A 26111-nucleotide genomic window follows, 5' to 3' on the forward strand; every position below is an offset into this window, starting at 1 on the left:
TGCTTCAGCGAACGAACGGGGAGCCGAAGATTACTGGCAAGCCGCGATGGTGTTACCGGCGATGCAGGGATCGAAGGTGAAGATCACCAGGGTGCCCATGACGACGATGACAATGGTCGCAACGTAGAGGATGCCCTTGAGCCACACGCGGGTGGCAGGCTTCTCGGCGTAGTCATTGATGATGGTGCGCACGCCGTTGGTGCCGTGGAGCATGGCCAGCCAGAGCATTGCCAGGTCCCAGAACTGCCAGACCGGATCGGCCCACTTGCCGGCCACGAAGCCGAAGTCGATGGCGTTGATGCCGTCGCCGACCATGAGGTTCGCAAAGAGGTGTCCGAAGATCAAGACGACCAGTGCGACGCCGGAGAGGCGCATGAAGAGCCATGCGACCATTTCGAAGCTGCCGCGCGACTTGCGGGCGCGGTTGTACTTCGGATCGATGCGTTGGCTGCGGGGTGCAGCGATTTCTGCCGACATGGGTTAGTGACCTCCAAAGGCGAGTGACAGGTGGCGGATGGAGAATGCCACCATGGTGATGACCCAGAGGGCCAAAACGCCCCAGAGCATCTGGCGGTGGTATTTGGTTCCCGACTTCCAGAAGTCGACCAGGATCAGGCGCAAGCCGTTGAACGCGTGGAAGACGATGGCAGCGACGAGGGCGGTTTCACCCAGGGCCATCAGCGGGTTCTTGTACGTGGACATGACCGCGTCGTAGGCGCCGGGGGAGACCCGGACCAGGGACGTATCGAGCACGTGTACCAAAAGGAATAAGAATATTACGACACCCGTTACGCGGTGCCCCACCCAAGACCACATGCCTTCATGGCCGCGGTAGAGGGTGCCTGACGAAGCCTTCGACACTGAATTAACCTCCATGACTCGCAAGGGCGCATGTGTATTTTCCACACAATAAATTGACGCCTTGGTGCGAGCGTTCCTTGCCCGATCTTAGACCACCATCGACAAGGGTGCCCATTCTTTCGGCTATCCGTGTGAGTAGCCTCACCGGAACACGGGGCTGATCGGCTAAACATCCGGGAAATGCGCGAAATACATTAGATTCCAATGCTGTATTTCATGGGGGCCGGCACTGCTTTCCCGAGGTTCATCCATTAGCCTTAGTCGGATGAACGCTGAACTCATGGCACGATTCCACGGGGTCATCCCTGCAGGTGGTGTCGGCACCCGTCTGTGGCCGCTCTCGCGCGCCGCAGCCCCGAAATTTCTCCACGACCTGACCGGCTCCGGATCAACACTGATTCGGGCCACCTACGAGCGGTTGATCCCGCTGGCGGGCGACAACATCATGGTGGTCACCGGTCGCGCGCACCGCACCGCGGTGCTGGCGCAATTGCCGGAGCTCGGCGACCTGAACCTGGTCCTTGAGCCGGATCCCAAGGACTCCGCGGCAGCCATCGGCCTGGCCGCGGCGATCCTGTACCTGCGCAACCCGGAGACCATCATGGGTTCCTTCGCCGCGGACCAGGTCATCGTCCCGGTGGAGGTCTTCCAGGAGGCCGTGCGCGAGGCGATCCACACCGCCGCCACCGGCAAGATCGTCACCATCGGCATCCGTCCGACCCTGCCGTCCACCGGCTTCGGCTACATCCGGGCCGGGGAGCGCATGGACATCTCCGGCGCACCCACCGCGCGCGACGTGGTCGAGTTCGTGGAGAAGCCCGACGAGGACACCGCCCGTCGCTACCTCGCCGACGGCGGCTACCTGTGGAACGCAGGAATGTTCGTGGCCCCGGTGTCACTGATGCTCGAGCACCTGCAGCGCAGCCAGCCGGAGCTGCACGCCGGCCTCATGGAAATCGCAGCCGCCTGGGAAACCGGCGATCGCGTGGCGACCATGGACCGCATCTGGCCAACGCTGCCCAAGATTGCCATCGACTACGCAGTGGCCGAGCCTGCCGCCGCGGCCGGGGACGTGGCCGTGATTCCCGGGGTGTTCAACTGGGACGACGTCGGAGACTTTGCCGCCATCGGCCGGCTGAATCCGGCCAGCGAGAAGACAGGCGTCACCGTGGTGGGCGCGAACCCGCGCGTGTACTCGGACAACGCGACCGGCGTGGTGGTCACCGACTCCAAGCGCGTCATTGCCCTGATCGGCATCCACGACGTGGTCGTGGTGGACACTCCCGACGCGCTGCTGGTCACCACCAAGGAGCATGCCCAGTCGGTGAAGGGCACCGTGGAAAAGCTCAAGGCCGAGGGCGCCGTCGACGTCCTGTAGGTGCAGGGGCCGGAAGCCGCCGGCACGTTCCGATGCCCCGCGGCAGTGCTGAAGAAGCGTTTGCCGCGGGGCATTTTCATTCGGCGGAAACGGTTGCGCATCAGCGTCCGCATTGTAAAGGAGGCGAAAGTGAGCGAGGCAACAATTGGAAGCGAACAGCGCAAGCTCAGGTCCCAGCGCGTATTGTCGGTAAGGTGCGCACGAGTATGAATGAAGACCTGAAGATTCCCTCCGTCAAGCCCTGGGTGAAGCCCATGGTTGGCGAGCTGGTGGCATTCCGTCGAGAGGTCCATGCGAATCCGGAGCTCTCGTTCGTGGAATACAAGACGACCGAACGGATCCTCACCCGGCTGCGCGAGGTGGGCTTGGCCCCTGTCGCGCTGGAGGACACCGGTGCGTACGTAGACATCGGCGAGGGGCCCATCGCCCTGGCGCTGCGCGCGGACATCGACGCGCTGCCGATCCTGGAGGAAACGGGCCTGGACTACGCCTCGGTGGTGGACGGGGTTGCGCATGCCTGCGGCCACGACATCCACACCACCGTGATGCTCGGGGTTGCCAAAGTGCTCAAGGCCATCGACGACCAGTCGCCGCTGGGCGCGAGGATCCGCGTGATCTTCCAGCCCGCCGAGGAAAAGATGCCAGGCGGCGCACTGAACGTTATTGCCGCCGGCGTCTTGGACGACGTCCCGCGCATCGTGGCCTTGCACTGCGAGCCGCGCATCGACGCCGGAAAGATCGGCACCCGAATCGGCGCGATCACCAGCGCGTCCGACACCATCAAGATCGAACTCGTCGGCCGCGGCGGGCACACCTCCCGCCCGCACCTGACCGAGGACCTGGTCTTCGCGATGAGCCAGATCGCCACGAACGTGCCGGCTGTCCTGGGCCGGCGCATCGACGTGCGCAGCGCGGTCTCCGTGGTCTGGGGCCAAATCCATGCCGGCAGCGCTCCCAACGCGATCCCTGCCACCGGCTATTTGGCCGGAACCATGCGCTGCCTCGACGGGGAAGCCTGGAAGGGCGCCGGGGACCTGCTGGACGAAGTGGTGCGCCAGGTGGCAAGCCCCTACGGAGTCGAGGTCAAGCTCGAGCACATCCGCGGCGTCCCCCCGGTGATCAACACCGAAGAGGAGACCGACCTCATTGAGGATTCGGCGCGCGCCGAGTTCGGTTCCGGATCCATCGTGCTCACCCCGCAATCCATGGGAGGGGAGGACTTCGCCTGGATGACCAGCAAGGTGCCCGGCGCCATGATGCGCCTGGGCACGCGAACCCGGGGCGGGGAAAACTACGACCTGCACCGCGGGGACTACATTCCCGACGAATCAGCCATCGAGGTGGGCGTGACGGTCATGGCCTCGGCAGCCCTCCGGGCCATCGAACAGCTGCGGTTGGCTACCGAGGAGTAGGTCCGATCCGTAGCGTTATCTGGTTGTAACCTTCTTCCATAATGCGTCAAGCGTTTTACAGGTTAGGCTATGTGGTTGTGAAGCCGTTCCTTCCGAACGCGTCCTGCCCCACAATCGTGGGGGGCCCGGGTCGTCGTGGGAAGCAGTGGATTCATGCCGGCGCGGCAAGTTGCCGGCGGCAGTGCCCCACCAATCGTGGGCATGGATTCTTTGTCGGGTAGCTCCCGGGAATCCGGGCCACGGTACTTGTAGCTCGTAACTATATGGAGGAACTCCCTATGCGCAACATCAAGCGCAAGACCGGTATGGCTGCTGCCGTGCTCGGCATTTCTGCACTCGTCCTGACGGCCTGTGGCGCTGCCCCCGAGGAAGGCAACGGCGGCCCGGACGCGGCATCGGACTACTTGGGCTGCATCGTTTCCGACTCCGGCGGATTCGACGACCAGTCCTTCAACGAATCTTCCTTCCGCGGCCTGAGCAAGGCCGCTGAGGCGCTGGGCTTCACGCCGAAGACCGCCGAGTCCAAGGCCAACTCCGACTTCGCCACCAACCTCAACGGCATGATGGGGGCGGGCTGCAACCTCACCATCACGGTTGGCTTCCTGCTCGGCGATGCCACCAAGGCAGCTGCCGAGGCCAACCCCGACAAGCACTTCGCTATCGTCGACTTCGCCTACGACGAGCCGATCGAAAACGTGAAGCCGATTATTTACGACACGGCCCAGGCTGCCTACCTGGCCGGCTACGTGGCTGCGGCCCAGTCCAAGACCGGAACCGTCGCCACCTTCGGCGGCATCAAGATCCCGACCGTGACCATCTTCATGGACGGATTTGCCGACGGCGTCGACAAGTTCAACGCCGACAAGAACGAGAACGTGAAGCTGCTGGGCTGGGACAAGGACAAGCAGGACGGCACCTTCACCGGCGACTTCGAGAAGCAGGACAAGGGCAAGCAGGTCACCAAGAACTTCCTCGACCAGGGCGCCGACATCGTCATGCCCGTGGCAGGCCCGGTCGGCAAGGGCGCCGGTGCGGCCGTGAAGGAAGCCAACGCAGCGGGCAAGGACGCCCTGCTGGTGTGGGTCGACTCCGACGGCTACCTCACCGCACCGGACTACAAGGACATCATGCTGACCTCGGTCATCAAGACCATGGACACCGCGGTGGAGCAGGTCATCACCGAGGACCAGGCCGGCACCTTCGATTCTGAGGCATACGTGGGCACCCTGGAGAACACCGGCGTCGCGCTGGCTCCGTTCCACGACTTCGACTCCGAGGTCTCGGCCGAGACCAAGGCCGAGCTCGAGGCCCTGAAGGCCGGAATCATCGACGGTTCGATCAAGGTCGAATCGCAGGCCAGCCCGAAGGCCTAGCACCCCGCATATCCGGCGGGTTCCGGACACCGCACCACACGGCGCGCTGCCTGCCCCCTTGCACCTCCCGCAACACGTGGAGGTGGCAGTGGGGGCTGGCGGTGCGCCGTTGGCCTGCATAGTCTTGGAACCAGCTGGCACGGGCAATGCGGAGGGATGGCCCCATTGGGGCCACCACCGCTATCTGACAAGCAAGAATGGTGGTGTCGTGAAACTCGAACTCCAAGGAATTTCAAAGGCTTTTGGATCGTTCTACGCCAACGAGGACATCGACCTCGTCGTCGACGAAGGGCAGATCCACTGCCTGCTCGGCGAAAACGGTGCCGGCAAGTCGACGTTGATGAACGTGCTCTACGGCCTCTACGAACCGACGGCCGGACGCATCCTGGTGGACGGCAAACCGGTGACCTTCCGCGGCCCCGGCGATGCCATGGCCGCGGGCATCGGCATGGTGCACCAGCACTTCATGCTGGTCCCTGTCTTCACCGTGGCCGAAAACGTCGCCCTGGGGGCAGAGTCCACCAAGGGCGGCGGCTTCCTTGACCTGGAGGTCACCCGGAAAAAGATCCGGGAAATTTCCGACAAATACGGATTCCACGTCGACCCCGACGCGCTGGTCGAGGACCTGCCGGTGGGCGTGCAGCAGCGCGTGGAGATCATCAAGGCCCTGGTGCGCAACGCCGAGGTGCTGATCCTCGACGAGCCCACGGCCGTGCTGACCCCGCAGGAAACGGACGAGCTGCTGGACATCATGCGCCAGCTCAAGGCCAACGGCACCTCCATCGTCTTCATCTCGCACAAGCTGCGCGAGGTCAAGGCCGTCTCGGACGTCATCACCGTGATCCGCCGCGGCCGCGTCGTGGGCGATGCCGCACCGGATGCCGAGACCACCGAGCTGGCCTCGATGATGGTCGGCCGCGAGGTCAAGCTCACCATGGACAAGGACCCGGCCAACCCGGGCGAGGCGACCTTCAAGGTCAAGAACCTCACCGTCACCTCCATCACCGGCCAACACGTGGTCGATGACCTGAGCTTCGAGATCCGCCGCGGCGAGATTCTGGCCATCGCCGGGGTCCAGGGCAACGGACAAACCGAACTCACCGAGGCGATCCTTGGCATCCAGGACCGGGTCTCCGGCTCCATCACCCTGGAGGGCAAGGAACTGCTGGGTCGCAGCGTCAAGCAGGTCCTGGGCGCGGGCATCGGCTTCGTTCCCGAGGACCGCACCGCCGATGGGTTGGTTTCGGATTTCAGCATTGCCGAAAACCTGGTCCTGGACCTCTACGACAAGGCACCCTTCGCTAAGGGCATCTCGATGCGCCCGGCCCAGGTCGCGAAGAATGCGGCGTCCCGGGTCGCCGAGTTCGATGTGCGCACCCCATCGGCCGAGAACCTGGCTTCCTCCCTCTCGGGCGGCAACCAGCAAAAGGTCGTGATGGCCCGCGAGCTCTCCCGCCCGCTGCGTCTTTTCATCGCCTCCCAGCCCACCCGCGGTGTCGACGTGGGCTCCATCGAATTCCTGCACCGGCGCATCCTTGCCGAACGCGACGGCGGCACCCCGGTGATGATCGTGTCCACCGAACTCGACGAGGTGCTCCAGCTCGCCGACCGCATCGCCGTGATCTACAAGGGCAGGCTCATCGGCATCGTGGATGCGGACACCCCGCGAGATGTCCTGGGCCTGATGATGGCCGGCGTCTCGCCGACCGAAGCCGAAAGCGCCCACAAGGATTCCCCCGACGACATGGAAGGAGACTTCGCGTGAGCCAGAGCGAACTTTCCCCCGGCAGCCCTCCACCGCTGCACGCCAAAACCACCGAAGTGAAGCAGCGCAGCACCTGGGAGCGAATCACCCAGGGCCCGGGCCTCGTCTCGATCCTGGCGGTCATCGTGGCACTGGTGCTCGGCGGGCTGCTGATTGCCGTTACCGACCCCAAGGTCGCCACCACCGCCGGCTACCTCTTCTCGCGTCCCTCGGACTTTTTCCAGGCGTTGTGGGCGGCGGGAACCGACTCCTACGTCTCGCTCTTCCAGGGCTCGATCTACAATTCGCGCCAGGGCTTTGCTCCCTTCCTGGAAACCCTCACGGTTTCCACCCCGCTGATCTGCGCCGGCCTGGGCGTTGCCTTGGCGTTCCGCGCCGGGCTGTTCAACATCGGTGCCCAGGGCCAGATCATCATTGGTTCCGTCATGGCCTCCTATGCAGGTTTTGCCTGGCACCTGCCCTTCGGCCTGCACCTGCTGTTGGTGATCCTCATGGGCATCCTCGGCGGAGCGGTCTGGGGCGGTCTGGTGGGCCTGCTCAAGGCACGCACCGGTGCCCACGAAGTGATCCTCACGATCATGTTCAACTACGTGGCCCTGTACTTCCTTGACTTCCTGCTGAACACCGAGGCCTTCCAGCGCCCGGGGGAGACCAACCCGATTTCCCCCATCCTGGATCCCAGCGCCGTCTTCCCGGCGCTGCCCGGATCCCGCCTGCACCTGGGCTTCGTCATGGCCATCGCCTTGACAGTCCTGGTTGCCTGGATCCTGAAGCGCTCCACCATCGGCTTCGAGTTCCGCGCCGTGGGAGCCAATGCCGCTGCCGCTCGCACCGCCGGGGTCAACGTCGCGCGTTCCACCATCCTGGTGATGGCCATCGCCGGCGCCCTGGCCGGAGCCGCTGGCGTGGCCCAGGTGGCGGGCACCGAAAAGGTGCTCACCGCCGGCATCGCCGCATCCCTGGGCTTTGACGCGATCACGGTGGCGCTGCTGGGACGCTCCACCCCGTGGGGCACCTTCTTTGCCGGCCTGCTCTTCGGCGCCTTCCGTGCCGGGGCGGTGACCATGCAGATTTCCACCGGGACCCCCATCGACATCGTCCTGGTGGTCCAGTCGCTGATCGTGCTCTTCATTGCCGCACCGCCCCTGGTTCGCGCCATGTTCGGGCTGAACCGCAAGTCGAAGCACCAGACACCGAAGAAACCCAGGCACGAGGCGCCAGCGCCCGCTGCACCTGCCAGCCAAGGAGGTGGCGCATGAGCGCGCCGGCCCCAACCCTGTCCGCCAAGTCCCTGGTACATGCGCCGGTGGGCTGGAAGACGCCCATCATGCTCTCGGTCATCGGACTGCTCTCACTGGTGTTCTTCGGCTTCGGCGGCTCTGCGCAAACCGCCACCTTCGGGATCTCCACCGGCGGCGACGTGTTCACCCTGCCGAACGTGGTGGTTCCCGGCATTGCCACCGGAATCGTGCTGGGCCTGGCCATGTGCGTGCTGGCCGGGTACTCGATCTTCATGACGCGCGAGCACCGACCCACCCCGGGCTGGGTGCCCATGGTCTTCGCCGCGCTGTTCATCTTCGCGTTCCTGGTCTGGGTCGTCTCCGGCGCCCGCACCCCGCAGATCTCCCTGGCCGGACTGATTGCCGGGTCGGTGACCCTGGCGGTGCCATTGGTCTTCGGTTCGCTTTCCGGGGTCCTGTGTGAGCGCGCCGGCGTGGTCAACATCGCCATCGAAGGCCAGCTGCTCGGCGGCGCCTTCAGCGCCGCGATTATCGCCTCGGTGACGGGCAGCCCCTTGCTTGGCCTGCTCGCCGCGGCGGTGGCAGGCGCCCTGGTCTCGGTGGTGCTGGCCATCTTCTCCATCAAGTACGTGGTCAATCAGATCATCGTCGGCGTGGTGCTCAACGTGCTGGTCTCGGGCATTACCGGGTTCCTGTTCACCACAGTGATGCAGACCGACCCGGAACTCTACAACTCCCCGGGCCGCCTGACGGTCATCGAGATCCCCGTGCTCTCGGCCATCCCGATCATCGGCCCGATCCTTTTCCGCCAGTCCATCGTGGGCTACCTGATGTACATCGCCGTGGCGGCGGTGTGGATCGGGCTCTTCAAGACCCGCTGGGGGCTGCGCGTGCGCGCCGTGGGCGAACACCCCAAGGCCGCAGACACCCTGGGCATCAAGGTCAACACCACGCGTTTCGTCAACGTGATCATGGGCGGGGCGATCGCCGGCATCGGCGGTTCCTTCTTCACGCTGGTGGCCATCGACTCCTTCACCAAGGAAATCTCCGGCGGGCGCGGCTTCATCGCCCTGGCCGCGGTGATCTTCGGACGCTGGAACCCCATCGGGGCCTTCTTCGCCGCACTGCTCTTCGGCTTCGCCGACAATCTGCAGTCGATCCTCACCATCATCGGCACCCCGGTGCCCAGCCAGTTCATGGCGATGCTGCCCTACGTGGTCACGGTCTTTGCCGTGGCCGGCCTGGTCGGCAAGTCACGGGCACCGGCTGCCACCGGCCAGCCCTACGTGAAGGGCTAGGGAGGGGGAAACGATGATTGATTCCCCCGCTGCCCTGCCCGTGGTGGGCCAGGCCGATTGGGAGGCCCTGCGGCTGGCCGCCGTCGCCGCCATGGAACGGGCCTACGCGCCGTACTCGAACTTCAAGGTCGGCGCCGCGGCGCTGACCGAGGACGGGCGCATCGTCTCGGGCTGCAACGTGGAAAACGCCGCCTACGGGGTCACCTTGTGCGCCGAATGCAATATGGTCGGCGAACTCTTTGCCACCGGCGGCGGCAAGCTGCACGCCTTCTACTGCGTGGATGCCTCCGGCAACCCGCTGATGCCCTGCGGGCGCTGCCGGCAGCTGCTCTTCGAGCACAGCGGGGAGCGGATGCAGTTGATAACCCCGCGCGGCATCCAAACCATGGACCAGGTGCTGCCGGACGCTTTCGGCAAGCACAACCTCTAGGCCGCGAACCCCCCGCACCCGCGGGGCCGGCGTCCGGATCAAGGAAGACAGATGAGCACCGAGAACTTTGACGCCGTTGACATCATCCGCATCAAGCGCGACCGCGGCACCCTGTCCGGGGAGCAGATCGACTGGACCATCGACGCCTACACCCGCGGGGTGATCGCCGAGGAACAGATGGCGGCGCTGAACATGGCGATCCTGCTCAACGGCATGGACAGGGCGGAGATCTCCCGCTGGACCACCGCGATGATCAACTCGGGGCAGCGCATGGACTTCTCCACGCTCCGCACCCCCGCCGGACTGGCGATGGCCACCACAGACAAGCACTCCACCGGCGGGGTGGGGGACAAGATCACCCTGCCGCTGGCACCGCTCGTAGCCGTTTTCGGCGTTGCCGTCCCGCAGCTCTCGGGCCGCGGGCTGGGGCACACCGGCGGCACCCTGGACAAGCTCGAGGCGATTTCCGGGTGGCGGGCCGAGCTGGGCAACGAGGCCATGATGCGCCAGCTCTCGGAGGTCGGCGCGGTGATCTGCGCCGCCGGCGCTTCCCTGGCCCCGGCCGACAAGAAGCTCTACGCGCTGCGTGACGTCACCGGCACCGTCGAGTCGATCCCGCTGATTGCCTCCTCGATCATGAGCAAGAAGATCGCCGAGGGCACCGGGGCGCTGGTGCTGGACGTGAAGGTGGGATCCGGTGCGTTCATGAAGAACCTCGCCGATGCCCGGGAACTTGCCGCCACCATGGTGAACCTGGGCACCGACGCCGGGGTGCACACCGTGGCGCTGCTGACCAACATGGACACCCCGCTGGGGCTCACCGCCGGCAATGCGATCGAGGTGGAGGAATCCATCGAGGTGCTCTCCGGGGGCGGGCCCGCCGACGTGGTGGAGCTGACCCTCGCGCTCGCCACCGAGATGCTTGCCGGGGCGGGTGTCCGCGACGTGGACGTCGCGGCTGCGCTGAAGGACGGCAGGGCGATGGACAAGTGGCGGGCCATGATCGCCGCGCAGGGCGGGGACAACGACGCGCCGTTGCCGGTGGCGAAGGAGTCGGAGACCCTCTACGCGCAAGCAGACGGCGTCCTCACCTCACTCGACGCGATGGATGTGGGAGTTGCCGCCTGGCGCCTGGGTGCCGGACGGGCCCGCCGCCAGGACCCGGTGCAGGCAGGAGCCGGCGTGCGCCTGCATGCCAAGCCCGGCGACCTCGTGCGCCGGGGTGCCCCGCTGGCCACCATGCTCACCGACACCCCCGAACGCTTCGAGCGCGCCCGCGCCCTGCTCGAGGGAGCGGCAACCATCGCACCGGCCGGAAGCCGTCCGGACATGGCACTGGTCATCGACAGGATCACCGCTTCCTGAGGCGTCCCCGTCCCGGGGGCGCATGGTCCGAACGGACGATGCGCGGAACCCAGTATTCAACCCGGGGAATGATTCACGTGGCCGGTGAAATGCGGGAGAATGGGAGCCAAGTGGTTCTTGGGGCCACGAGTTGCCGCGCCTTGGGGTTTCCAGCGGTGCGCCGCCAATGCAAATGAAAGACGGTTTCCCAGTGGACCTGATCAACGAGGCCATCGTTCACGCGGCAAACGCGTGGTGGATCCTGCCGATCGTTTGCCTCTTCTGCTTCATCGACGGCTTCCTGCCCATCCTTCCCTCGGAGACGCTGCTCGTCGCCCTGGGCGTCGTGGCTGCAGGCACCGGAATCCCCAACGTCTACCTGTTGATCCTTGCCGGGGCAGTGGGGGCGATCACCGGGGACCAGATGGCCTACCTGCTGGGCAGGCGCATCGGCACCGAGCGGTTCGGCTGGATGAGGCGCCCGCGCATGCAGAAGCTCTTTGCCTTTGCCCGCCGCGAACTGAACATGCGCGGGGCCATGCTGATCTTCACCGCCCGCTACGTTCCCATTGGCAGGGTGGTGGTGAACCTCAGTTCCGGAGCGACCGGCTTCTCGCACCGGCGCTTCACCGTGCTGGATGTCGTCGGGTGTTTGACCTGGTCCAGCTATTCGGTGGCCATCGGCGTGGTTGCCGGTGCCTGGTTCCACGACAACCAGCTGCTGGGGATCGTCCTCTCTGTCGCCCTGGCCATCATCATGGGCTACCTGATCGACAAGCTCTCCCACGCCATCTTGGTGCGGACCGGGCGCCGCATTTCCGAACGTGAAATGCGCGGTGCCAATGCCCAGGCAATCGCCATCGATGCGCCTCGCCCGGTGCGCGTTCCCGGGCAGGAACCGGAGCCCGAACCAATGGCGTCGGACGGCAACTAGAACTCCTTGGAAGCGTTGGGTGAACATTTGCCCCCACGTCACCTGCACCCACTGTTGGAACCTGCGGCACACCGCTAGGCTGGGCAGGTGACTGACGAGATGATCCACATTGCCTATGACCCTTCCTTCGACTTCCGGGCCCTGCCCAAGGTATCGCTGCACGACCACCTCGACGGGGGCTTGCGTCCGCAAACCATCATCGAGTTGGCGGCAGAGGCCGGCCACGCGCTTCCCTCCACCAACGCAGAGGAGCTCGGAGCCTGGTTCCGGGCCTCGGCCGATTCCGGTTCGCTGGATCGCTACCTGGAAACCTTTGACCACACCATTGCCGTGATGCAGACCAAGGACGCGCTCAAGCGCGTGGCCATCGAATTCGTCGAGGACCTCGTCGCCGACGGCGTGGTCTACGGCGAGGTGCGCTGGGCACCCGAACAACACCAGCGCGAGGGCCTGTCCCTGGACGACGCCGTCGAGGCCGTGCAGGCGGGAATCGAGGAGGCCAGCACCCGGCTGACCGAGGCAGGCACCCCGATCCAGGTCGGCCAGATTCTCACCGCCATGCGCCACGCCGACCGCGGCGTCGAAATCGCCGAACTCGCACTGCGCCACCGCAGCCGCGGCGTCGTCGGCTTCGACATCGCCGGTGCTGAGGAAGGCTTCCCACCCTCGCGCATGAAGAAGGCGTTCGACCTGTTGGCCGAAAACTTCTTCCCCGCCACCGTGCATGCAGGAGAGGCAGCGGGCCTGGAATCCATTCGCGACGCACTGATCACCGGACGTGCACAGCGCCTGGGCCACGGCGTGCGCATTGCCGAGGACATCGAAATCCAGTACGGCGGACTCGACGACGACGGCGAGGAAGTCGGTGAGGACACCGGCCTGGTGAACCTGGGTCCGGTGGCCAACTGGGTGCGCGACCGCGGCATTGCCCTGGAAATCTGCCCGTCCTCCAACCTGCAGACCGGCGCCACCGCAGCATTTGGCGAGGGCATCGAGTCCCACCCGGTGGACCTGCTGATCCAGACCGGCTTCAACGTCACCATCTCCCCGGACAACCGGCTGATGAGCGGCACCACCCTCTCGGACGAGTTCGAACTGCTCGTCGAGGCCTTCGACTACGACCTCGAGGACCTGATGGACCTCACGCTGAACGCCGCCGAGGCCGCCTTCCTTCCCCTGGAGGAGCGCGAGGCCCTGGTCGACTTCATCAATGAGGCCTACGACGCGCTCAACGACGAAGACGACGACGATGACCTCGAGTACGAGGACCTTGACGACGAGGACGAAGACTAAGGGAGAACCCCACGCGGGGTCCGGCAGCGGCCGGACCCCGCCACCGAACGCCGGTGCATCAATGCTCGTCTTGGAGCATTGATGCACCGGTCTTGGCGTTTAAGGCTTCAATCGGACATCCGCCTTCGTGGCGCGGATGTGACCGACACCGGTTCCTGCCGCGCGAAGGGGGTACCCGGGATTCGGATATCGTTGGATGCGGGCAACGCCGCCCAGGGGTCTTACACGCACCGTGCCGTCGCCGGCACGGGTTGCACCGGGCCCTTCGCCGACCAGGGGGAGAAGCAGCAGTGAGTGAGCAGGTCGACCGTCTCGTCGAGATCATTTCCCAACTTCGCGAGCACTGCGCCTGGACCGCGGCGCTGACCCACGAGTCGCTGGTCCAATACCTGCTCGAGGAGTCCTACGAACTCACCGAGGCCATCGAGACCCACGCACCGGATGCCGAACTCGAGGCCGAGCTTGGCGACATCCTTCTTCAGGTAGTCCTTCATGCGGCCATCGGGGAGGAACGGCGGGCCTTCGACCTGGAGTCGATAGCGGCCTACCTGGGCGAGAAAATGATTCGCCGCAACACCCACGTCTTCCATGCCGATGGCAGCCTCAAGGACAGTTTCCCCGACTCGATTGGCGAGATCATAGAGTCCTGGGACCGGGCGAAGCGGGCGGAAAAAACGCTGAACGAATCGGCCGCCGCAGGCCTGCCCTCCAACCTGCCGGCGCTGCTCTACGCCCAGTCATTTCTCTCCCGCACCGCCCGCCACGCCGCGATTACCGAAACCCGGGACGAACCCGTAGCGGCGGGGAAGCGGGACATCCAGGATTCTGTCCGCTTGGGGGAACCGCTGCAAGGCGGCGTCCCGGAAAGCGAACAGGAATTGGGCGAGCACCTGCTCGCCCTGTGCGCCCAGGCCCAGACCCAAGGGCTCGACGCCGAACGGGCCCTGCGCAACGTCGTGCAACAGCGCATTGCGCAGGCCGGGGCCGAAACGCAGGAAACAACTTCGTGAACTGGGTCTCGCCCAAGCTAGGCTAGGGGCAGGCAACGGCGCCTGCATGATGCAGTTCACGTTTGACCAACATCCACACCCCTTGAAGGAGTACCTTCCCATGGCATTGATTGAAGCCATTCACGCCCGCGAAATCCTCGATTCGCGCGGCAACCCAACCGTTGAGGTTGAGGTTTTGCTGTCCGACGGCTCGATGGGCCGCGCAGCAGTTCCTTCCGGTGCATCCACAGGTGCCTTTGAGGCAGCAGAGCGCCGCGACGAGGACCCCAAGCGTTACCAGGGCAAGGGTGTTCTCGGCGCCGTCGCAGCGGTCATCGAGGACATCGGCGAGGCCATCGAGGGCATGGATGCCACCGACCAGCGCGCCATCGACCTGACGATGATCGACCTGGACGGCACGTCCAACAAGTCCAAGCTGGGCGCCAACGCCATCCTGGGCGTCTCGCTGGCAGTGGCCAACGCCGCCGCCGAGTCCGCGAACCTGCCGCTGTACAAGTACCTGGGCGGCCCGAACGCCCACGTGCTGCCGGTTCCGCTGATGAACATCCTCAACGGCGGCTCGCACGCCGACTCCGATGTCGACATCCAGGAATTCATGATCGCCCCGATCGGCGCCGCAACCTTCTCCGAGGGCCTGCGTTGGGGCGTTGAGGTCTACCACAACCTCAAGTCCGTGCTCAAGGAAAAGGGCCTGTCCACCGGCCTGGGCGACGAGGGCGGCTTCGCCCCGAACCTGCCGTCAAACCGTGCGGCACTGGAACTGATCACCGAGGCCATCACCCGCGCCGGGTACACCCCGGGCACGGACATTGCCCTGGCGCTGGACGTTGCCTCCTCCGAGTTCTTCGAGAACGGCACCTACCAGTTCGAGGGCAAGTCGATCACCGCGCAGGAGATGAGCGACTACTACGCCCAGCTGGTTGCCGACTTCCCGCTGGTGTCCATCGAGGACCCGCTGGACGAGGACGACTGGGAAGGCTGGAAGACCCTCACCGACGCCATCGGCGACAAGGTCCAGCTGGTGGGCGACGACCTGTTCGTCACCAACCCAGAGCGCCTGTCCCGCGGCATCGAGACGGCCACCGCCAACTCGCTGCTGGTGAAGGTCAACCAGATCGGTTCGCTGACCGAGACCCTGGACGCGGTGTCCATGGCCCAGCGTGCCGGCTACACCACCATCACCTCGCACCGCTCGGGTGAGACCGAAGACACCACGATCGCCGACATCTGCGTTGCCACCAATGCCGGCCAGATCAAGACCGGTGCCCCGGCCCGCTCGGAGCGCGTTGCCAAGTACAACCAGCTGCTGCGCATTGAGGAAGAACTCGGCGATGCGGCGGTTTACGCCGGTGCCGGTGCCTTCCCGCGTTTCGGTGCATAGCAAGCCGTAATTACACGTAGGCTCGTGGGGGAACTATTCTTGGTTCCCCCACGAGTTTTTGTGTTAACCCCCGAAAGCTCGCCACCACGAACCTTCCGGGGCCATCTGAAAAGGGCTCCGGCATTACCGGGCAAGGAGTCAGATGGCCACGCGACGTCCCCCCATGCCACGCTCCGGGTCCTCCGCCAATGACCCCGCGCGCAATGGCACGGCGAATTCCCGCCACGGCGCCGATTCGCAGGCACCCGACGAAGCGCCCAAGCGACCGCGCCCCTACCGCGAATCCCCGCCCGAAGCCGCTCCCGCGGCACACCGCACCGCGGCCCCGCGCGGACCTGTGCGCCCCGCGGCACCGCGCCCCAAGGTCGTGCCGCTGGGTGAGGTGAACGCCTCGGGCAAGCCCGTGTCCGGCACCGCCAAGCCAAAGCCTGCCGCCTCCAATGCAAGCACAGCAAAGGCCTCGCCTTCCAAGGCCTCACCCAAGTCCAAGGCGAACGCCAGCGGCAGCGCGAAGCCCAAGCCCACGTCCAAGCCGAAGCCCACGTCCAAGGCCACCGCCTCGCAGCGGCGCATCGAAGACCGGAATCTCCTTTCCGGAGCGGTGCGCAAGGGTGAAACGGCAGCACGCAAAACCCCGCGCAAGGGCGATGACGGGCCCAAGGTGCCGATTCCGGCGCGCAGCTTTTCGGGCCGCCTGTTGGCCCTGAGCATTGCGCTTTCGGTGTTCGCCGTCCTGCTGATCCCCAGCATTGGCACCTATGCGCGCCAGCGCGACGAAATTTCGGACCTGCGCACCTCGATCGCGGCCATGGAAGCGGAACAGGAAGCGCTCAAGGACCAAATCGCCCGCTGGGACGATCCGCTGTACATCAAGCAGCAGGCCCGCGACCGGATAAACTTGGTCATGCCCGGCGAACGCAACTACATGGTCGTCGGCGAACGGCCCGACGAAGAAGCTCCCGGCGAGGCCAACCAAAGCCCCGAGGAAGTCCGCACGGACCTTCCCTGGGTCGATGCACTCTTTGACTCGGTGCAGCGCGCCGCCACCGACTGAGCCTGCTCCACACACACCACCTGACCCACCGACGCGAGGAGATGCTCCCAACCGTGGACGCCGCGAACCAAAACCACGAAGCACTCGATGCTGCCGCCCGGGTGCCCAGCGCCGCCGACCTGGAGACGCTTTCCCGCCAACTGAACCGCCCGGTGCGCGATGTCGTGGAAATCGGCGCGCGCTGCGTCTGCGGGAACCCGCTTGTGGCCACCACCGCGCCGCGGCTGTCCTCGGGCATCCCGTTCCCGACCACGTACTACCTGACCCACCCGGTGATCACCGCCGCGGTGTCGCGCCTCGAGGCCGGCGGCGTGATGAATGAGATGAACGCCGAACTGGAGCAGGACCCGGCGCTGGCCGCCGAGTACGTCCAGGCCCACGAACACTACCTTGCCGTGCGCGACGCCATTGGCGAGCGCTCCGGGACCGGCGCTGTGCCGGAAATCGCCGGTGTCTCCGCCGGCGGCATGCCCACCCGCGTCAAGTGCCTGCACGTGCTGGTCGGCCACTCGCTGGCCGCCGGCCCGGGCGTGAACCCGCTGGGGGACAGGGCACTGGAAGCCATCGCCGAATGGTGGACCAAGGACACCTGCCGTTGCGCCGGAGCCTGGGACACGCAGGCCCCGGCGCCGAGCCAGGACCGCTCGCGGCACGTGAAGACCCAGGCCGTGGACCCGGCCATCAAGAAGGCAGAACGCGCAGCCGCCCGTGCCGCCCGCGAGGCCGCAGCAAACGAGGGTTCCGCCGACACGAAGGAAGCCCCGGGAGCATGACACGCGTCGCCGCCATCGACTGCGGAACCAACTCCATCCGCCTGCTCATTGCCGACCTGGTGGAAACCCCCAATGGCCCGTCGCTCACCGACGTGCTGCGCCAGATGCGCGTGGTGCGCCTGGGCCAGGACGTCGACGCCACCGGCGAATTTGCGCCGGAGGCATTGACGCGCACCTTCGCGGCCATCGACGAATACGCGCAGCTGATCCGCGAACACGGGGCCACCTCGATCCGCTTCGTTGCCACCTCCGCGACGCGGGATGCGAAGAACAGGAACGAATTTGCCGACGGCGTGCGTCAGCGACTGGGCGTCGACCCGGAGGTCGTGCCCGGCGAGGTCGAGGCTGCGCTGTCCTATGCCGGTGCCTCCTCCGTGGCACCGGCAGCCCCCGGAACCCACATCCTGGTCGTTGACCTGGGTGGGGGATCCACCGAGTTCGTCCTGGGCAACGGGCTTGGCCCGGTGGCCTCGCGCAGCATGGACATGGGTTGCGTCAGGCTGACCGAGCGGTTCTGGCGCCTGGCAAAGCCGACAGCCGAATCGATCGCAGCTGCCCGCGCCCAAGTCAACGCGGTGCTCGACGAGGTCCAGCGCGACGTCGACTTTTCGCTGGTGGACCGGATCGTGGGAGTCGCCGGAACGATCACCACGCTCACCGCCGCCGCGCTGGGCCTGGACAAGTATGACTCGACACTCATCCACGGTGCAGAGGTCGACATCGACAAACTCGAATCCACCGTCGCGTTCATGCTCGAGGCTGAACGGGAAACCCGCGCTTCACTTGGGTTCATGCACCCGGGTCGGGTGGACGTCATTGCCGCGGGGGCGCTCATCTACGGATGCATCCTGGAACGCGTCGCGCAGGCGAGCTCGGGACGGATCACCACCGCCACGGCCTCTGAACACGATATTCTTGACGGAATTGCCCTGGGGCTTGGCACCGGCCACTGAGAACCACCGCCGGACCCCCCTGAACGCACCACGCTAGGAGAACACTTGAGCCACAGACTGCGCCGCGCCGCCGCCATGCTCCTGAGCCTGGCACTCTGCTTCTCCGCGGTGTTGGGCACCGCCGGGGCCGCACAGGCCGATGCGGCCCGCGACGGGGAATGGTGGCTCAAGGCCTCCGGCATTTCCAATGCCTGGGAGGTTTCCAAGGGCGCGGGGGTCAAGGTCGCCGTCATTGACACCGGCATTGACACCAGCCACCCGGATTTGCGCGGCGGCAAGGACGTTTCCGGTTCCGGAAATCCGGACGGTTCGAAGCCGCTGGGAACCCTGCCCGAGCACGGCACCCTCGTGGCAACGCTGCTGGCCGGACGCGGAAACAACAAGGCGGCGATCGCTGCTGCCAAGGCCGATGCGGCGGCCCAGAAGATCGCCTATGACAGGGCAGTCAAGTCGGCGAAGGAGGCCAAGGAGGATCCGCCCAAGGCACCGGAGGCGATCGAGATCCCGAAGCCGGGTCCCGGGCCCGACGGCGTGCTGGGAGTCGCACCGGAGGCCGAGGTGCTCTCGGTGTCGTTGTGGATGGGCACCGAAAACCCCGCGGGGATCTCCGTGGAGGACCAGGTTCCCGCGGCCGTGAAGTGGGCGGTGGACAGCGGCGCCTCGGTCATCAACATCTCCTTGGGCTCCACCCAGCCGGACTGGCCGGTCAGCTGGGACACCGCGTTCAAGTACGCTGAGGACAACGACGTGGTCGTGGTCGCGGCGGCCGGCAACCGTGCCGGCGGCATGAAGCAGGTCGGGGCACCGGCAACAATCCCCGGCGTGCTCACGGTGGCAGGAATCGACCGCAACGGCAAGGCAAGCGTCGATTCCTCGACAGAGGGCATCAGCATCGGCGTTGCCGCACCCGCGGACCCGCTGGTGGGTGGACTGCCCGGCGGCGGATATGCCGACTGGTCGGGCACTTCCGGCGCAGCGCCGCTGGTTGCCGGCGTCGCGGCAATGATCCGCTCCAAGTACCCGGATATGAAGGCGCCACAGGTCATCAACCGGATCCTGTCCACCGCGCGCCCCGCCGGGCCAGCTGGCGTCGACAACCTGTACGGCCATGGCATCCTCGACGCTTACGCGGCGCTCACGGCACCGGTTCCCGAGGTCAAGGCCAACCCCATGAACACCATCACCGAATGGATCCGTGTGCACCGCCGCGGCCCCGAGGTCCGCACCGGGCCCACCGCGGACCCCGGCATCTCCACGGAGAAATCCAGCATCAAGCCCATTGCCGCACCTGCTCCGGTGGCCCCGGGTGACGAGGCCGGCTTCTTGCCCCCGTTGTTGGTGCTTGGCTTCGGCGGTTTGCTGGTGCTCACGATGCTGGGCGGGATCATGCACTTCGTCCGCATCCGGAACCGCGCGGCAATGGCGGAATCGGCCAAGAGCGCACCCGTTGCGGCGCTGAAACTCAATGACCGCTCGGGGGCCAAGGATATTTTCGATGAGCTGCCGGAGTCGGGCAGGGACGTCTAGCAACTCCCGGCAAAAAGTGGCAATTGCCACCCCCATTCGAGCTAGTGAAGACTTTCACAAACGATGTTTCTGGGGATAGGATGGGTTACATGCCTATCACTGAACAATTTTCCGATCGCCCGCGCATCCTTGTCGTGGGTGGCGGCTACGTTGGGCTTTACGTCGCAATGAAGCTGCAGAAGAAGGTCAAGGACCATGGCGGCATCGTCACCGTGGTGGACCCGCTTCCCTACATGACCTACCAGCCCTTCCTTCCCGAGGTTGCCGGCGGCCAGATCGAACCGCGCCATGCCGTGGTCTCGCACCGCCAGCACCTCAAGCACGCCGAACTGATCACCGGCCGTGTCTCGGCCATTGACCACAAGAACAACAAGGCCGTCGTCGTGCCGGCTGTTGGCGAGCCGTTCGAGCTCGAGTACCGCGACGTCGTCTTGGCCGCCGGTGCCGTCACCCGCACCTTCCCGATTCCGGGCCTTGCCGATTCCGGCATCGGCCTGAAGTCCATCGAGGAAGCCGTCGCCCTGCGCAACAAGATCCTCGAGCGCATCGAATCCGCATCGCTGATGACCAACGCCACTCAGCGCAAGCGCGCCTTGACCTTTGTCGTGGTCGGTGGCGGCTTCGCCGGCATTGAGACCATCGCCGAGATCGAGGACATGGCCCGCCACGCCGCGGACCTGAACGGCCGCATCGGCAAGGACGAGCTGCGCTTCGTGCTGGTCGAGGCGATGGGCCGCATCATGCCCGAGGTCACCGAGGACCAGGCGCTGTGGGTTGTCGACCACCTGCGCAGCCGCGGCATTGAGGTCCTGCTGAACACCTCGCTGGCCAACGCCGAAGAAGGTGTCATGGCGCTGATCAACATGCCGGACAAGTCCGACGCCGGGACCTTCGAGACTGACACGCTGATCTGGACCGCAGGCGTCATGGCCAACCCGATGGTGCGCTCCACCGACTTCCCGATCGAGCCCCGCGGCCGTGTCATGACCGGCACCGACCTGCGCATCACCGGTGAAGACGGAATCGCCATCGAGGGCGCCTGGGCCGCGGGTGACGTCTCGGCCGTGCCCGACGTAACCGGTGGACTGCCAGACGGCACCTGCGTGCCCAACGCCCAGCACGCTGTTCGCCAAGCCAAGTTGCTGGCACACAACCTGTACTCCACCCGCTACGGCGTGGGCCAGGTCAAGAACTACAAGCACAAGAACCTCGGCGCGGTTGCCGGGTTCGGTGCCAACAAGGGCGTCGCCAAGGTCATGGGCATCAAGCTCAAGGGCTGGCCGGCCTGGATGGCACACCGTGGCTACCACGGCATGGCCATGCCGACCTTCGAGCGCAAGTTCCGCGTCCTGGGTGATTGGATGGTGGCACTGTTCTTCCAGCGCGACACCCTGCAGCTGAGCAACCTCGAAACCCCGCGCGCCACCTTCGTCGAGGCAGCCACGCCAAAGCCGCGCGCCTAGCAACAACGAGTGGGGGGCGGTGACAACGCGTCGCGGATCCGGGCCGCAGAAGTGATAGGCCCACGGCCCGGGAACCGAGAATGTCGATGTCGCCGCCCTTCCCCATGCCCGGGCGCGTACCCGGTCGTTTCTCAACCGAGGGAACGATCTTGTACGCTTGGTCCAGTAGGCCCCCATGGTGGAATTGGCATACACGGCTGACTTAAAATCAGCTGCCGAAAGGCTTGTGGGTTCGAGTCCCACTGGGGGTACAACAAATGACACCGAGGGGTGTGCCCGGACCGGAAGGTCCGGGCACACCCCTCGGTCGTTAATCGGGTGGCCTTCCCGGTGCCTCCGTTATCTTGATGTAATGGTTTTCTCCTTATATTCTCGGGTTTTTTGGGCTACGTTCCTTAATAGCCGAGGTACCTTGGCCGCCCATCGGGCCGCTGCCTTGCGGGCACACTTTTGAGGAGAATTAACATGATCGCACTTGCACGGTCGCGTTTTACTCGAGGAAGCCGATATCTGGCCGTCGGAGCTGCGCTGGCACTGACCGCCACCGCATGCGCCGGCGGGGGCGGCGACGCGCCCAGCGCTTCGCCCACGGCCACCGGAGCGGCGCCCGCCGCGGAGGGGCCGCTCAAGCTGGGAACGCTGCTGCCCAACACCGGCAACCTCTCCTTCTTTGGTCCGCCCATGACCGCCGGCGTTGACCTTGCCGTCAAGGAAATCAACGAGGCCGGCGGAGTGAACGGCGAGGACGTCACCGTCATTCACCGCGACTCCGGCGACACCACGACCAACATCGCCACTCAATCGGTCAATGAAATGCTCGGCCAGGACGTCGCCGCGATCATTGGCGCGGCTTCCTCCGGCGTCACCAAGACGGTCATCAACCAGGTCACCGGATCCGGAACACTCATGATGTCTCCGGCCAACACCTCCCCGGACTTCAGCACCTGGGACGACAAGGGCCTGTACTGGCGCACCGCTCCCTCGGATGTCATGCAGGGCAGGATCCTGGGCAACGTCATGGTGGGCCAGGGCGCCGCAACGGTGGGGATGATCGTACTCAACGATGCCTACGGCACCGGCCTGGCCAAGAACATCCGGACGGCCGTCGAAGGGGCAAACGGGGAAATCGTCGCGGAATCGATGTTCAACGAAGGGGACTCTCAGTTCTCATCCCAGGTCGACGAGGTGGTGGGCGCCAATCCCGATGCCATCGCCGTCCTCAGTTTCGACCAGGCGCGTTCCATCATTCCCTTGTTGATCCAAAAGGGCGTGGATCCCTCCACGGTGTACTTCGTGGACGGCAACATCCTTGATTACTCGAAGGACTTCGACAAGGGAACCCTTGAGGGCGCCATGGGAACCCAACCGGGCTCCTTCGCGAAGGACGACTTCAAGGGTCGCCTTGAATCCGTGAACGACTCGCTCAAGGACTGGAACTACGCGGCGGAATCCTACGACGCCGCCACCTTGATCGCGCTGGCCTCCACGGTAGCGAAGTCGAATGACGGCGCGGCAATCGCCGCGCAATTGCAGGCGGTCTCCCGCGACGGCGAGAAGTGCGCCGACTTCGCCGCGTGCAAGAAGCTGCTCGACGAAGGCAAGGACATCGACTACGACGGCATTGCCGGTCCGGTGACCTACGACGAGAAGGGTGACATCACCGAGGGGATCATGGGCGTCTACCAGTACGACGGCAACAACGTACCCAAGCCGCTGCGTGAGGAATCCGGGGCCGTCTAGCGACCCGCCCCGGCAGGGATCGCGAAGAGGACCGAAGCCGGCAAGACGCCCGCTCCGGTCCTCTTCCATGCCGGAACCTTGCAGGGAGCGCGCTATCCCGACGGCGGCGGTGTCTCGCGGTCCGCTTCCTCGCGTTCCACGGTTTCGGCCAGGTTCCCCAGATAGAGCTGGATGACCTTCGGGTCGTGCAGCAATTCGCGTCCGGTTCCCGTGTGCGCGTTCCTGCCCTGGTCCAGGACGTAGGCGCGGTCGCAGATCTGCAGGCAGCGCCGGGCGTTCTGCTCAACCATGATCACGCACACGCCGGCGCGGTTGATCTCGTGCACGCGCAGGAACGTCTCATCCTGGCGCACGGGGGATAGACCGGCGGACGGCTCGTCGAGCAACAGCACTGCCGGTTCCATCATCAGCGCCCGCCCCATGGCCACCATTTGCCGCTCGCCGCCGGAAAGGGAACCCGCACGTTGGCCCCGTCGCTTGCCCAGTTCCGGAAAGAGAGAGGTGACAAACTCGAACCGCGACGCGAAGTCCTTGGGTCGCTGGAAGATGCCCATCTCGAGGTTTTCCTGCACGCTCAGCGTCGGGAAGACGTTGTCGTTCTGCGGCACGAAACCCAACCCACGGGAGACCAGCTTGTTGGCCTTCAGCCCGGTCAAGTCCGCCCCGTGGACGACCACGCGTCCGGAATGGACCTTCACCAGGCCGAACATTGCCTTGAGCAGCGTCGACTTACCCGCCCCGTTGGGGCCGATAATGCCGATGAGTTCGCCCGGGCGCGCCTCCAGGTTGCAGCCATTGAGGATGTTGACCCCGGGCAAATAGCCCGCGACCAGATCGGTGACGCTGACTACCGCGACCTCCGTCTCGACACTCATGATTCCCTCCCGCCCGGTTCCGGGGTGTCCGGTTCCTCGTGCACCGTCAGAAGCTCCCCGGCGTCCGCGGTGCCCACCACGGACTCGGCGTCCTCGCTCAGGACGTCCTCCAGCCGTGCGGCTCCCTCGGGCGATCCCAGGTCGACATCGTGGTGCGCCCCCAGGTAGGCATCGATGACGGCCTGGTCCTGCATGACCTCGTGCGGCGGCCCCTCGGCCACGACGCGGCCCTCGGCCATCACGATGACCCAGTCGGCGATGTGCCTGACCATGTGCATGTCGTGTTCCACGAACAGGACGCTCATGCCCGTGGACTTGAGGTTCTTGATGTGGTCGAGCAGCGACTGGGTCAGCGCGGGGTTGACCCCCGCCATGGGTTCGTCGAGCATGATGAGTTTCGGGTCCGCCATCAGCGCCCTGGCCATTTCCAGGAGCTTGCGCTGGCCGCCGGAGAGCGAAGCCGCGTAGTCTTCACGCTTCTCGCCCAGCTTGAACATGGCCAACAGGGAATCGGCGGTGCGGGTGAGTTCGGCCTCGCGCGTCCGCCACAGCCACGGGAACATGGCCCGCCACAGCGCCTCGCCGGGCTGTTCGGCACCGCCGAGGCGCATGTTTTCCAGGACGGTGAGCTTGCCCATGACCTTGGTGAGCTGGAAGGTGCGCACCATGCCCATCCTGGCCACCCGGTGGGACCTGACGCCGGCGAGGGCATGCCCGTCAAAGGTCCAGGATCCCGAGTCGGGGGTGTCGAAGCCCGTAAGAAGGTTGAAGAACGTGGTTTTTCCCGCGCCGTTGGGGCCGATGAGGGCGGTGATCCGGTGTCGCGGGATCTCGACATGGTCCACATCCACCGCCTTGAGCGCTCCATAGGTGCGGCGCACGCCGTCGGCGACGACGATGGGGTCGACCTTCTTGCAGCCGGGCGTGGCCGCACCCACGGAGATGGGCCCTTCAACGGTGGCCGGGACGGATCCGGGTCCCTGGCCGGGGACCTGCACCGGCGGAATTTGCTGCGGATCATTCATGAGAACGCCAGCTCCTTCTTGTTGCCCAGGATTCCCTGCGGGCGGAAGATCATGAGCAGCATGAGGGCCACCCCCACCAGGATGTAGCGCAATTGCCCGGCCTGGGCGCTTGAGAGGATGGTGATGTATCCGGACTCGATGAGTCCGAGCAGGATGCCCTGCGTCAGCGAGAGCACGACCCAGAAGATCATGGCTCCGAGCACCGAGCCGAAGACCGTGGCCATGCCGCCCAGCAGCAGCACCGTCCACAAGAAGAAGGTCAATTCGGAACCGTAGTTGGCCGGCTGGACCGCCCCCGTGGGCAGGGTGAACAGGATGCCGGCGAGCGAACCGAACAGGCCGCCGATGATCAGTGCCTGCATCTTGTACACGAAGACATTTTTGCCCAGCGAGAGGACCGCGTTCTCGTCCTCGCGGATGCCCTTGAGCACCCGGCCCCACGGGCTTCGCATGAGCGCCCACACGATCAGGGCGCAGAGCACCACGAGGCACCAGGCAACGATCGTCACCCAAAGGCTGCGGTCGTTGAAGTTCAGCGGGCCGATCGGGTAGTCGCCCGGCGGGAAGGGGTTCAGCTCGTAGAATCCGCGCTCGAACGTGGCCAGGCCGTTGGCCGAACCGGTGACGCTGGTTAGCGAGTTCGTGGTGACGATGTAGCGCACGATCTCGGCTGCCGCGATCGTCACGATGGCCAGGTAGTCGGCGCGCAGGCGCAGCGTGGGTATGCCCAGCAGCAGGGCGAACAGCACCGAGGCCACGAGCGCCGTCAGCACGGCAACCGGCAAGGGGGCCCCAAAGCTCAGGGTCGAGATCGAGAAGCCGTAGGCGCCGACCGCCATGAAGCCGGCCTGGCCGAAGTTCAGCAGCCCCGAATAGCCAAAATGGACGGCGAGCCCCAGCGCGGCCAGCGCGTAGGACGCGGTGATGGGGCTGACGATTTCCGTCAGCGCATTGGTGAAGATCGCGGCGAAGTCCATGATT

The 26111-nt window shown here is 65.6% G+C and carries 23 protein-coding genes and 1 tRNA gene; 19 read left to right on the forward strand and 5 right to left on the reverse strand.

The window, feature by feature from the left end:
* Positions 1–30: 30 nt before the first annotated feature.
* Positions 31–477 (reverse strand): succinate dehydrogenase hydrophobic membrane anchor subunit, encoded by a 447-nt coding sequence (locus ABD687_RS18290; protein ID WP_264268293.1) that lies wholly within the window; start codon positions 475–477, stop codon positions 31–33.
* A gap of 3 nt (positions 478–480) precedes the next feature.
* Positions 481–876 carry a succinate dehydrogenase, cytochrome b556 subunit gene (gene sdhC / locus ABD687_RS18295; RefSeq protein ID WP_217388615.1) on the reverse strand — a complete coding sequence of 132 codons (396 nt, stop codon included), beginning with the start codon at positions 874–876 and terminating at the stop codon, positions 481–483.
* Between the two features lie 250 nt (positions 877–1126).
* Here sdhC and ABD687_RS18300 point away from each other — a divergent pair, with 250 nt between their 5' ends.
* The 19 genes from ABD687_RS18300 (at position 1127) to ABD687_RS18390 (ending at position 23230) form a co-directional block, all read left to right on the forward strand.
* Positions 1127–2239, forward strand: a complete 1113-nt coding sequence (locus ABD687_RS18300; protein WP_264268292.1) for a mannose-1-phosphate guanylyltransferase — start codon at positions 1127–1129, stop codon at positions 2237–2239.
* Between the two features lie 206 nt (positions 2240–2445).
* Positions 2446–3651 carry an amidohydrolase gene (locus ABD687_RS18305; protein WP_264268291.1) on the forward strand — a complete coding sequence of 402 codons (1206 nt, stop codon included), beginning with the start codon at positions 2446–2448 and terminating at the stop codon, positions 3649–3651.
* A 278-nt stretch (positions 3652–3929) separates the two neighbouring features.
* Positions 3930–5024 carry a BMP family lipoprotein gene (locus ABD687_RS18310; RefSeq protein WP_302262813.1) on the forward strand — a complete coding sequence of 365 codons (1095 nt, stop codon included), beginning with the start codon at positions 3930–3932 and terminating at the stop codon, positions 5022–5024.
* Between the two features lie 208 nt (positions 5025–5232).
* Positions 5233–6789: an ABC transporter ATP-binding protein gene (locus ABD687_RS18315; RefSeq protein WP_264268289.1), complete on the forward strand. Its 1557-nt coding sequence runs from the start codon at positions 5233–5235 to the stop codon at positions 6787–6789.
* 35 nt (positions 6790–6824) lie between these two features.
* Entirely contained in the window at positions 6825–8048 is a 1224-nt protein-coding gene (locus tag ABD687_RS18320) for an ABC transporter permease (RefSeq protein WP_302263352.1), read from the forward strand.
* Positions 8045–9328, forward strand: coding sequence for an ABC transporter permease (locus ABD687_RS18325; RefSeq protein WP_310289141.1), 1284 nt, complete (start codon positions 8045–8047; stop codon positions 9326–9328). Before ABD687_RS18320 ends, ABD687_RS18325 begins: the two co-directional genes overlap by 4 nt.
* Before the next feature lie 13 nt (positions 9329–9341).
* Positions 9342–9758, forward strand: a complete 417-nt coding sequence (locus ABD687_RS18330; RefSeq protein WP_310289139.1) for a cytidine deaminase — start codon at positions 9342–9344, stop codon at positions 9756–9758.
* Between the two features lie 51 nt (positions 9759–9809).
* Complete coding sequence (locus ABD687_RS18335) at positions 9810–11123, forward strand: thymidine phosphorylase (RefSeq protein WP_310289137.1); 1314 nt, start codon at positions 9810–9812, stop codon at positions 11121–11123.
* A 190-nt stretch (positions 11124–11313) separates the two neighbouring features.
* A complete protein-coding gene (locus ABD687_RS18340; protein WP_310289134.1) occupies positions 11314–12036 on the forward strand; it encodes a DedA family protein in 723 nt (240 codons plus the stop codon).
* 99 nt (positions 12037–12135) lie between these two features.
* On the forward strand, positions 12136–13329 hold the full coding sequence (locus ABD687_RS18345; RefSeq protein ID WP_302263351.1) for an adenosine deaminase: 1194 nt from the start codon (positions 12136–12138) through the stop codon (positions 13327–13329).
* 290 nt (positions 13330–13619) lie between these two features.
* Positions 13620–14339, forward strand: coding sequence for a MazG nucleotide pyrophosphohydrolase domain-containing protein (locus ABD687_RS18350; RefSeq protein WP_310289132.1), 720 nt, complete (start codon positions 13620–13622; stop codon positions 14337–14339).
* A 100-nt stretch (positions 14340–14439) separates the two neighbouring features.
* Positions 14440–15720 (forward strand): phosphopyruvate hydratase, encoded by a 1281-nt coding sequence (eno, locus tag ABD687_RS18355; protein WP_310289129.1) that lies wholly within the window; start codon positions 14440–14442, stop codon positions 15718–15720.
* A gap of 142 nt (positions 15721–15862) precedes the next feature.
* Positions 15863–16774, forward strand: coding sequence for a septum formation initiator family protein (locus tag ABD687_RS18360; protein ID WP_310289127.1), 912 nt, complete (start codon positions 15863–15865; stop codon positions 16772–16774).
* Positions 16775–16815: 41 nt separating this feature from the next.
* The gene (locus tag ABD687_RS18365) at positions 16816–17547 is read left to right on the forward strand and encodes a DUF501 domain-containing protein (protein WP_425566766.1); all 732 of its coding nucleotides are present in this window, start codon (positions 16816–16818) and stop codon (positions 17545–17547) included.
* Positions 17544–18500, forward strand: a complete 957-nt coding sequence (locus ABD687_RS18370; RefSeq protein WP_310289122.1) for a Ppx/GppA phosphatase family protein — start codon at positions 17544–17546, stop codon at positions 18498–18500. The genes ABD687_RS18365 and ABD687_RS18370 overlap by 4 nt, the downstream gene beginning before the upstream one ends.
* 75 nt (positions 18501–18575) lie before the next feature.
* Entirely contained in the window at positions 18576–20027 is a 1452-nt protein-coding gene (locus ABD687_RS18375) for a S8 family serine peptidase (RefSeq protein WP_409373469.1), read from the forward strand.
* Positions 20028–20116: 89 nt separating this feature from the next.
* A complete protein-coding gene (locus ABD687_RS18380) occupies positions 20117–21490 on the forward strand; it encodes an NAD(P)/FAD-dependent oxidoreductase (protein ID WP_264268279.1) in 1374 nt (457 codons plus the stop codon).
* Positions 21491–21659: 169 nt separating this feature from the next.
* Positions 21660–21741: transfer RNA gene (locus ABD687_RS18385), tRNA-Leu, on the forward strand.
* A gap of 214 nt (positions 21742–21955) precedes the next feature.
* Positions 21956–23230 carry an ABC transporter substrate-binding protein gene (locus ABD687_RS18390; RefSeq protein ID WP_264268278.1) on the forward strand — a complete coding sequence of 425 codons (1275 nt, stop codon included), beginning with the start codon at positions 21956–21958 and terminating at the stop codon, positions 23228–23230.
* 92 nt (positions 23231–23322) lie between these two features.
* On the opposite strand, the gene ABD687_RS18395 is transcribed toward ABD687_RS18390, so the two are convergent.
* The 3 genes from ABD687_RS18395 to ABD687_RS18405 are packed head-to-tail and all read right to left on the reverse strand — an operon-like array spanning position 23323 to position 26107.
* Complete coding sequence (locus ABD687_RS18395) at positions 23323–24105, reverse strand: ABC transporter ATP-binding protein (RefSeq protein ID WP_310289114.1); 783 nt, start codon at positions 24103–24105, stop codon at positions 23323–23325.
* Positions 24102–25130 carry an ABC transporter ATP-binding protein gene (locus ABD687_RS18400; RefSeq protein ID WP_310289111.1) on the reverse strand — a complete coding sequence of 343 codons (1029 nt, stop codon included), beginning with the start codon at positions 25128–25130 and terminating at the stop codon, positions 24102–24104. Before ABD687_RS18400 ends, ABD687_RS18395 begins: the two co-directional genes overlap by 4 nt.
* A complete protein-coding gene (locus ABD687_RS18405) occupies positions 25127–26107 on the reverse strand; it encodes a branched-chain amino acid ABC transporter permease (RefSeq protein ID WP_264268275.1) in 981 nt (326 codons plus the stop codon). Before ABD687_RS18405 ends, ABD687_RS18400 begins: the two co-directional genes overlap by 4 nt.
* Positions 26108–26111: the final 4 nt, after the last annotated feature.

The organism is Paeniglutamicibacter sulfureus (assembly GCF_039535115.1).
Lineage (GTDB): Bacteria > Actinomycetota > Actinomycetes > Actinomycetales > Micrococcaceae > Paeniglutamicibacter > Paeniglutamicibacter sulfureus.

Excerpts from the sequence above, each read along its gene's own strand:
- ABD687_RS18405 (WP_264268275.1), bottom strand. The coding sequence starts at position 26,107 with ATGGACTTCGCCGCGATCTTCACCAATGCGCTGACGGAAATCGTCAGC.
- ABD687_RS18290 (WP_264268293.1), bottom strand. The coding sequence starts at position 477 with ATGTCGGCAGAAATCGCTGCACCCCGCAGCCAACGCATCGATCCGAAG.
- ABD687_RS18365 (WP_425566766.1), top strand. The coding sequence starts at position 16,816 with ATGCTCCCAACCGTGGACGCCGCGAACCAAAACCACGAAGCACTCGAT.
- ABD687_RS18390 (WP_264268278.1), top strand. The coding sequence starts at position 21,956 with ATGATCGCACTTGCACGGTCGCGTTTTACTCGAGGAAGCCGATATCTG.
- ABD687_RS18335 (WP_310289137.1), top strand. The coding sequence starts at position 9,810 with ATGAGCACCGAGAACTTTGACGCCGTTGACATCATCCGCATCAAGCGC.
- ABD687_RS18305 (WP_264268291.1), top strand. The coding sequence starts at position 2,446 with ATGAATGAAGACCTGAAGATTCCCTCCGTCAAGCCCTGGGTGAAGCCC.
- ABD687_RS18325 (WP_310289141.1), top strand. The coding sequence starts at position 8,045 with ATGAGCGCGCCGGCCCCAACCCTGTCCGCCAAGTCCCTGGTACATGCG.
- ABD687_RS18400 (WP_310289111.1), bottom strand. The coding sequence starts at position 25,130 with ATGAATGATCCGCAGCAAATTCCGCCGGTGCAGGTCCCCGGCCAGGGA.
- sdhC (WP_217388615.1), bottom strand. The coding sequence starts at position 876 with ATGGAGGTTAATTCAGTGTCGAAGGCTTCGTCAGGCACCCTCTACCGC.
- ABD687_RS18300 (WP_264268292.1), top strand. The coding sequence starts at position 1,127 with ATGAACGCTGAACTCATGGCACGATTCCACGGGGTCATCCCTGCAGGT.
- ABD687_RS18360 (WP_310289127.1), top strand. The coding sequence starts at position 15,863 with ATGGCCACGCGACGTCCCCCCATGCCACGCTCCGGGTCCTCCGCCAAT.
- ABD687_RS18375 (WP_409373469.1), top strand. The coding sequence starts at position 18,576 with ATGCTCCTGAGCCTGGCACTCTGCTTCTCCGCGGTGTTGGGCACCGCC.
- ABD687_RS18330 (WP_310289139.1), top strand. The coding sequence starts at position 9,342 with ATGATTGATTCCCCCGCTGCCCTGCCCGTGGTGGGCCAGGCCGATTGG.
- ABD687_RS18380 (WP_264268279.1), top strand. The coding sequence starts at position 20,117 with ATGCCTATCACTGAACAATTTTCCGATCGCCCGCGCATCCTTGTCGTG.
- eno (WP_310289129.1), top strand. The coding sequence starts at position 14,440 with ATGGCATTGATTGAAGCCATTCACGCCCGCGAAATCCTCGATTCGCGC.
- ABD687_RS18395 (WP_310289114.1), bottom strand. The coding sequence starts at position 24,105 with ATGAGTGTCGAGACGGAGGTCGCGGTAGTCAGCGTCACCGATCTGGTC.
- ABD687_RS18345 (WP_302263351.1), top strand. The coding sequence starts at position 12,136 with ATGATCCACATTGCCTATGACCCTTCCTTCGACTTCCGGGCCCTGCCC.
- ABD687_RS18370 (WP_310289122.1), top strand. The coding sequence starts at position 17,544 with ATGACACGCGTCGCCGCCATCGACTGCGGAACCAACTCCATCCGCCTG.
- ABD687_RS18310 (WP_302262813.1), top strand. The coding sequence starts at position 3,930 with ATGCGCAACATCAAGCGCAAGACCGGTATGGCTGCTGCCGTGCTCGGC.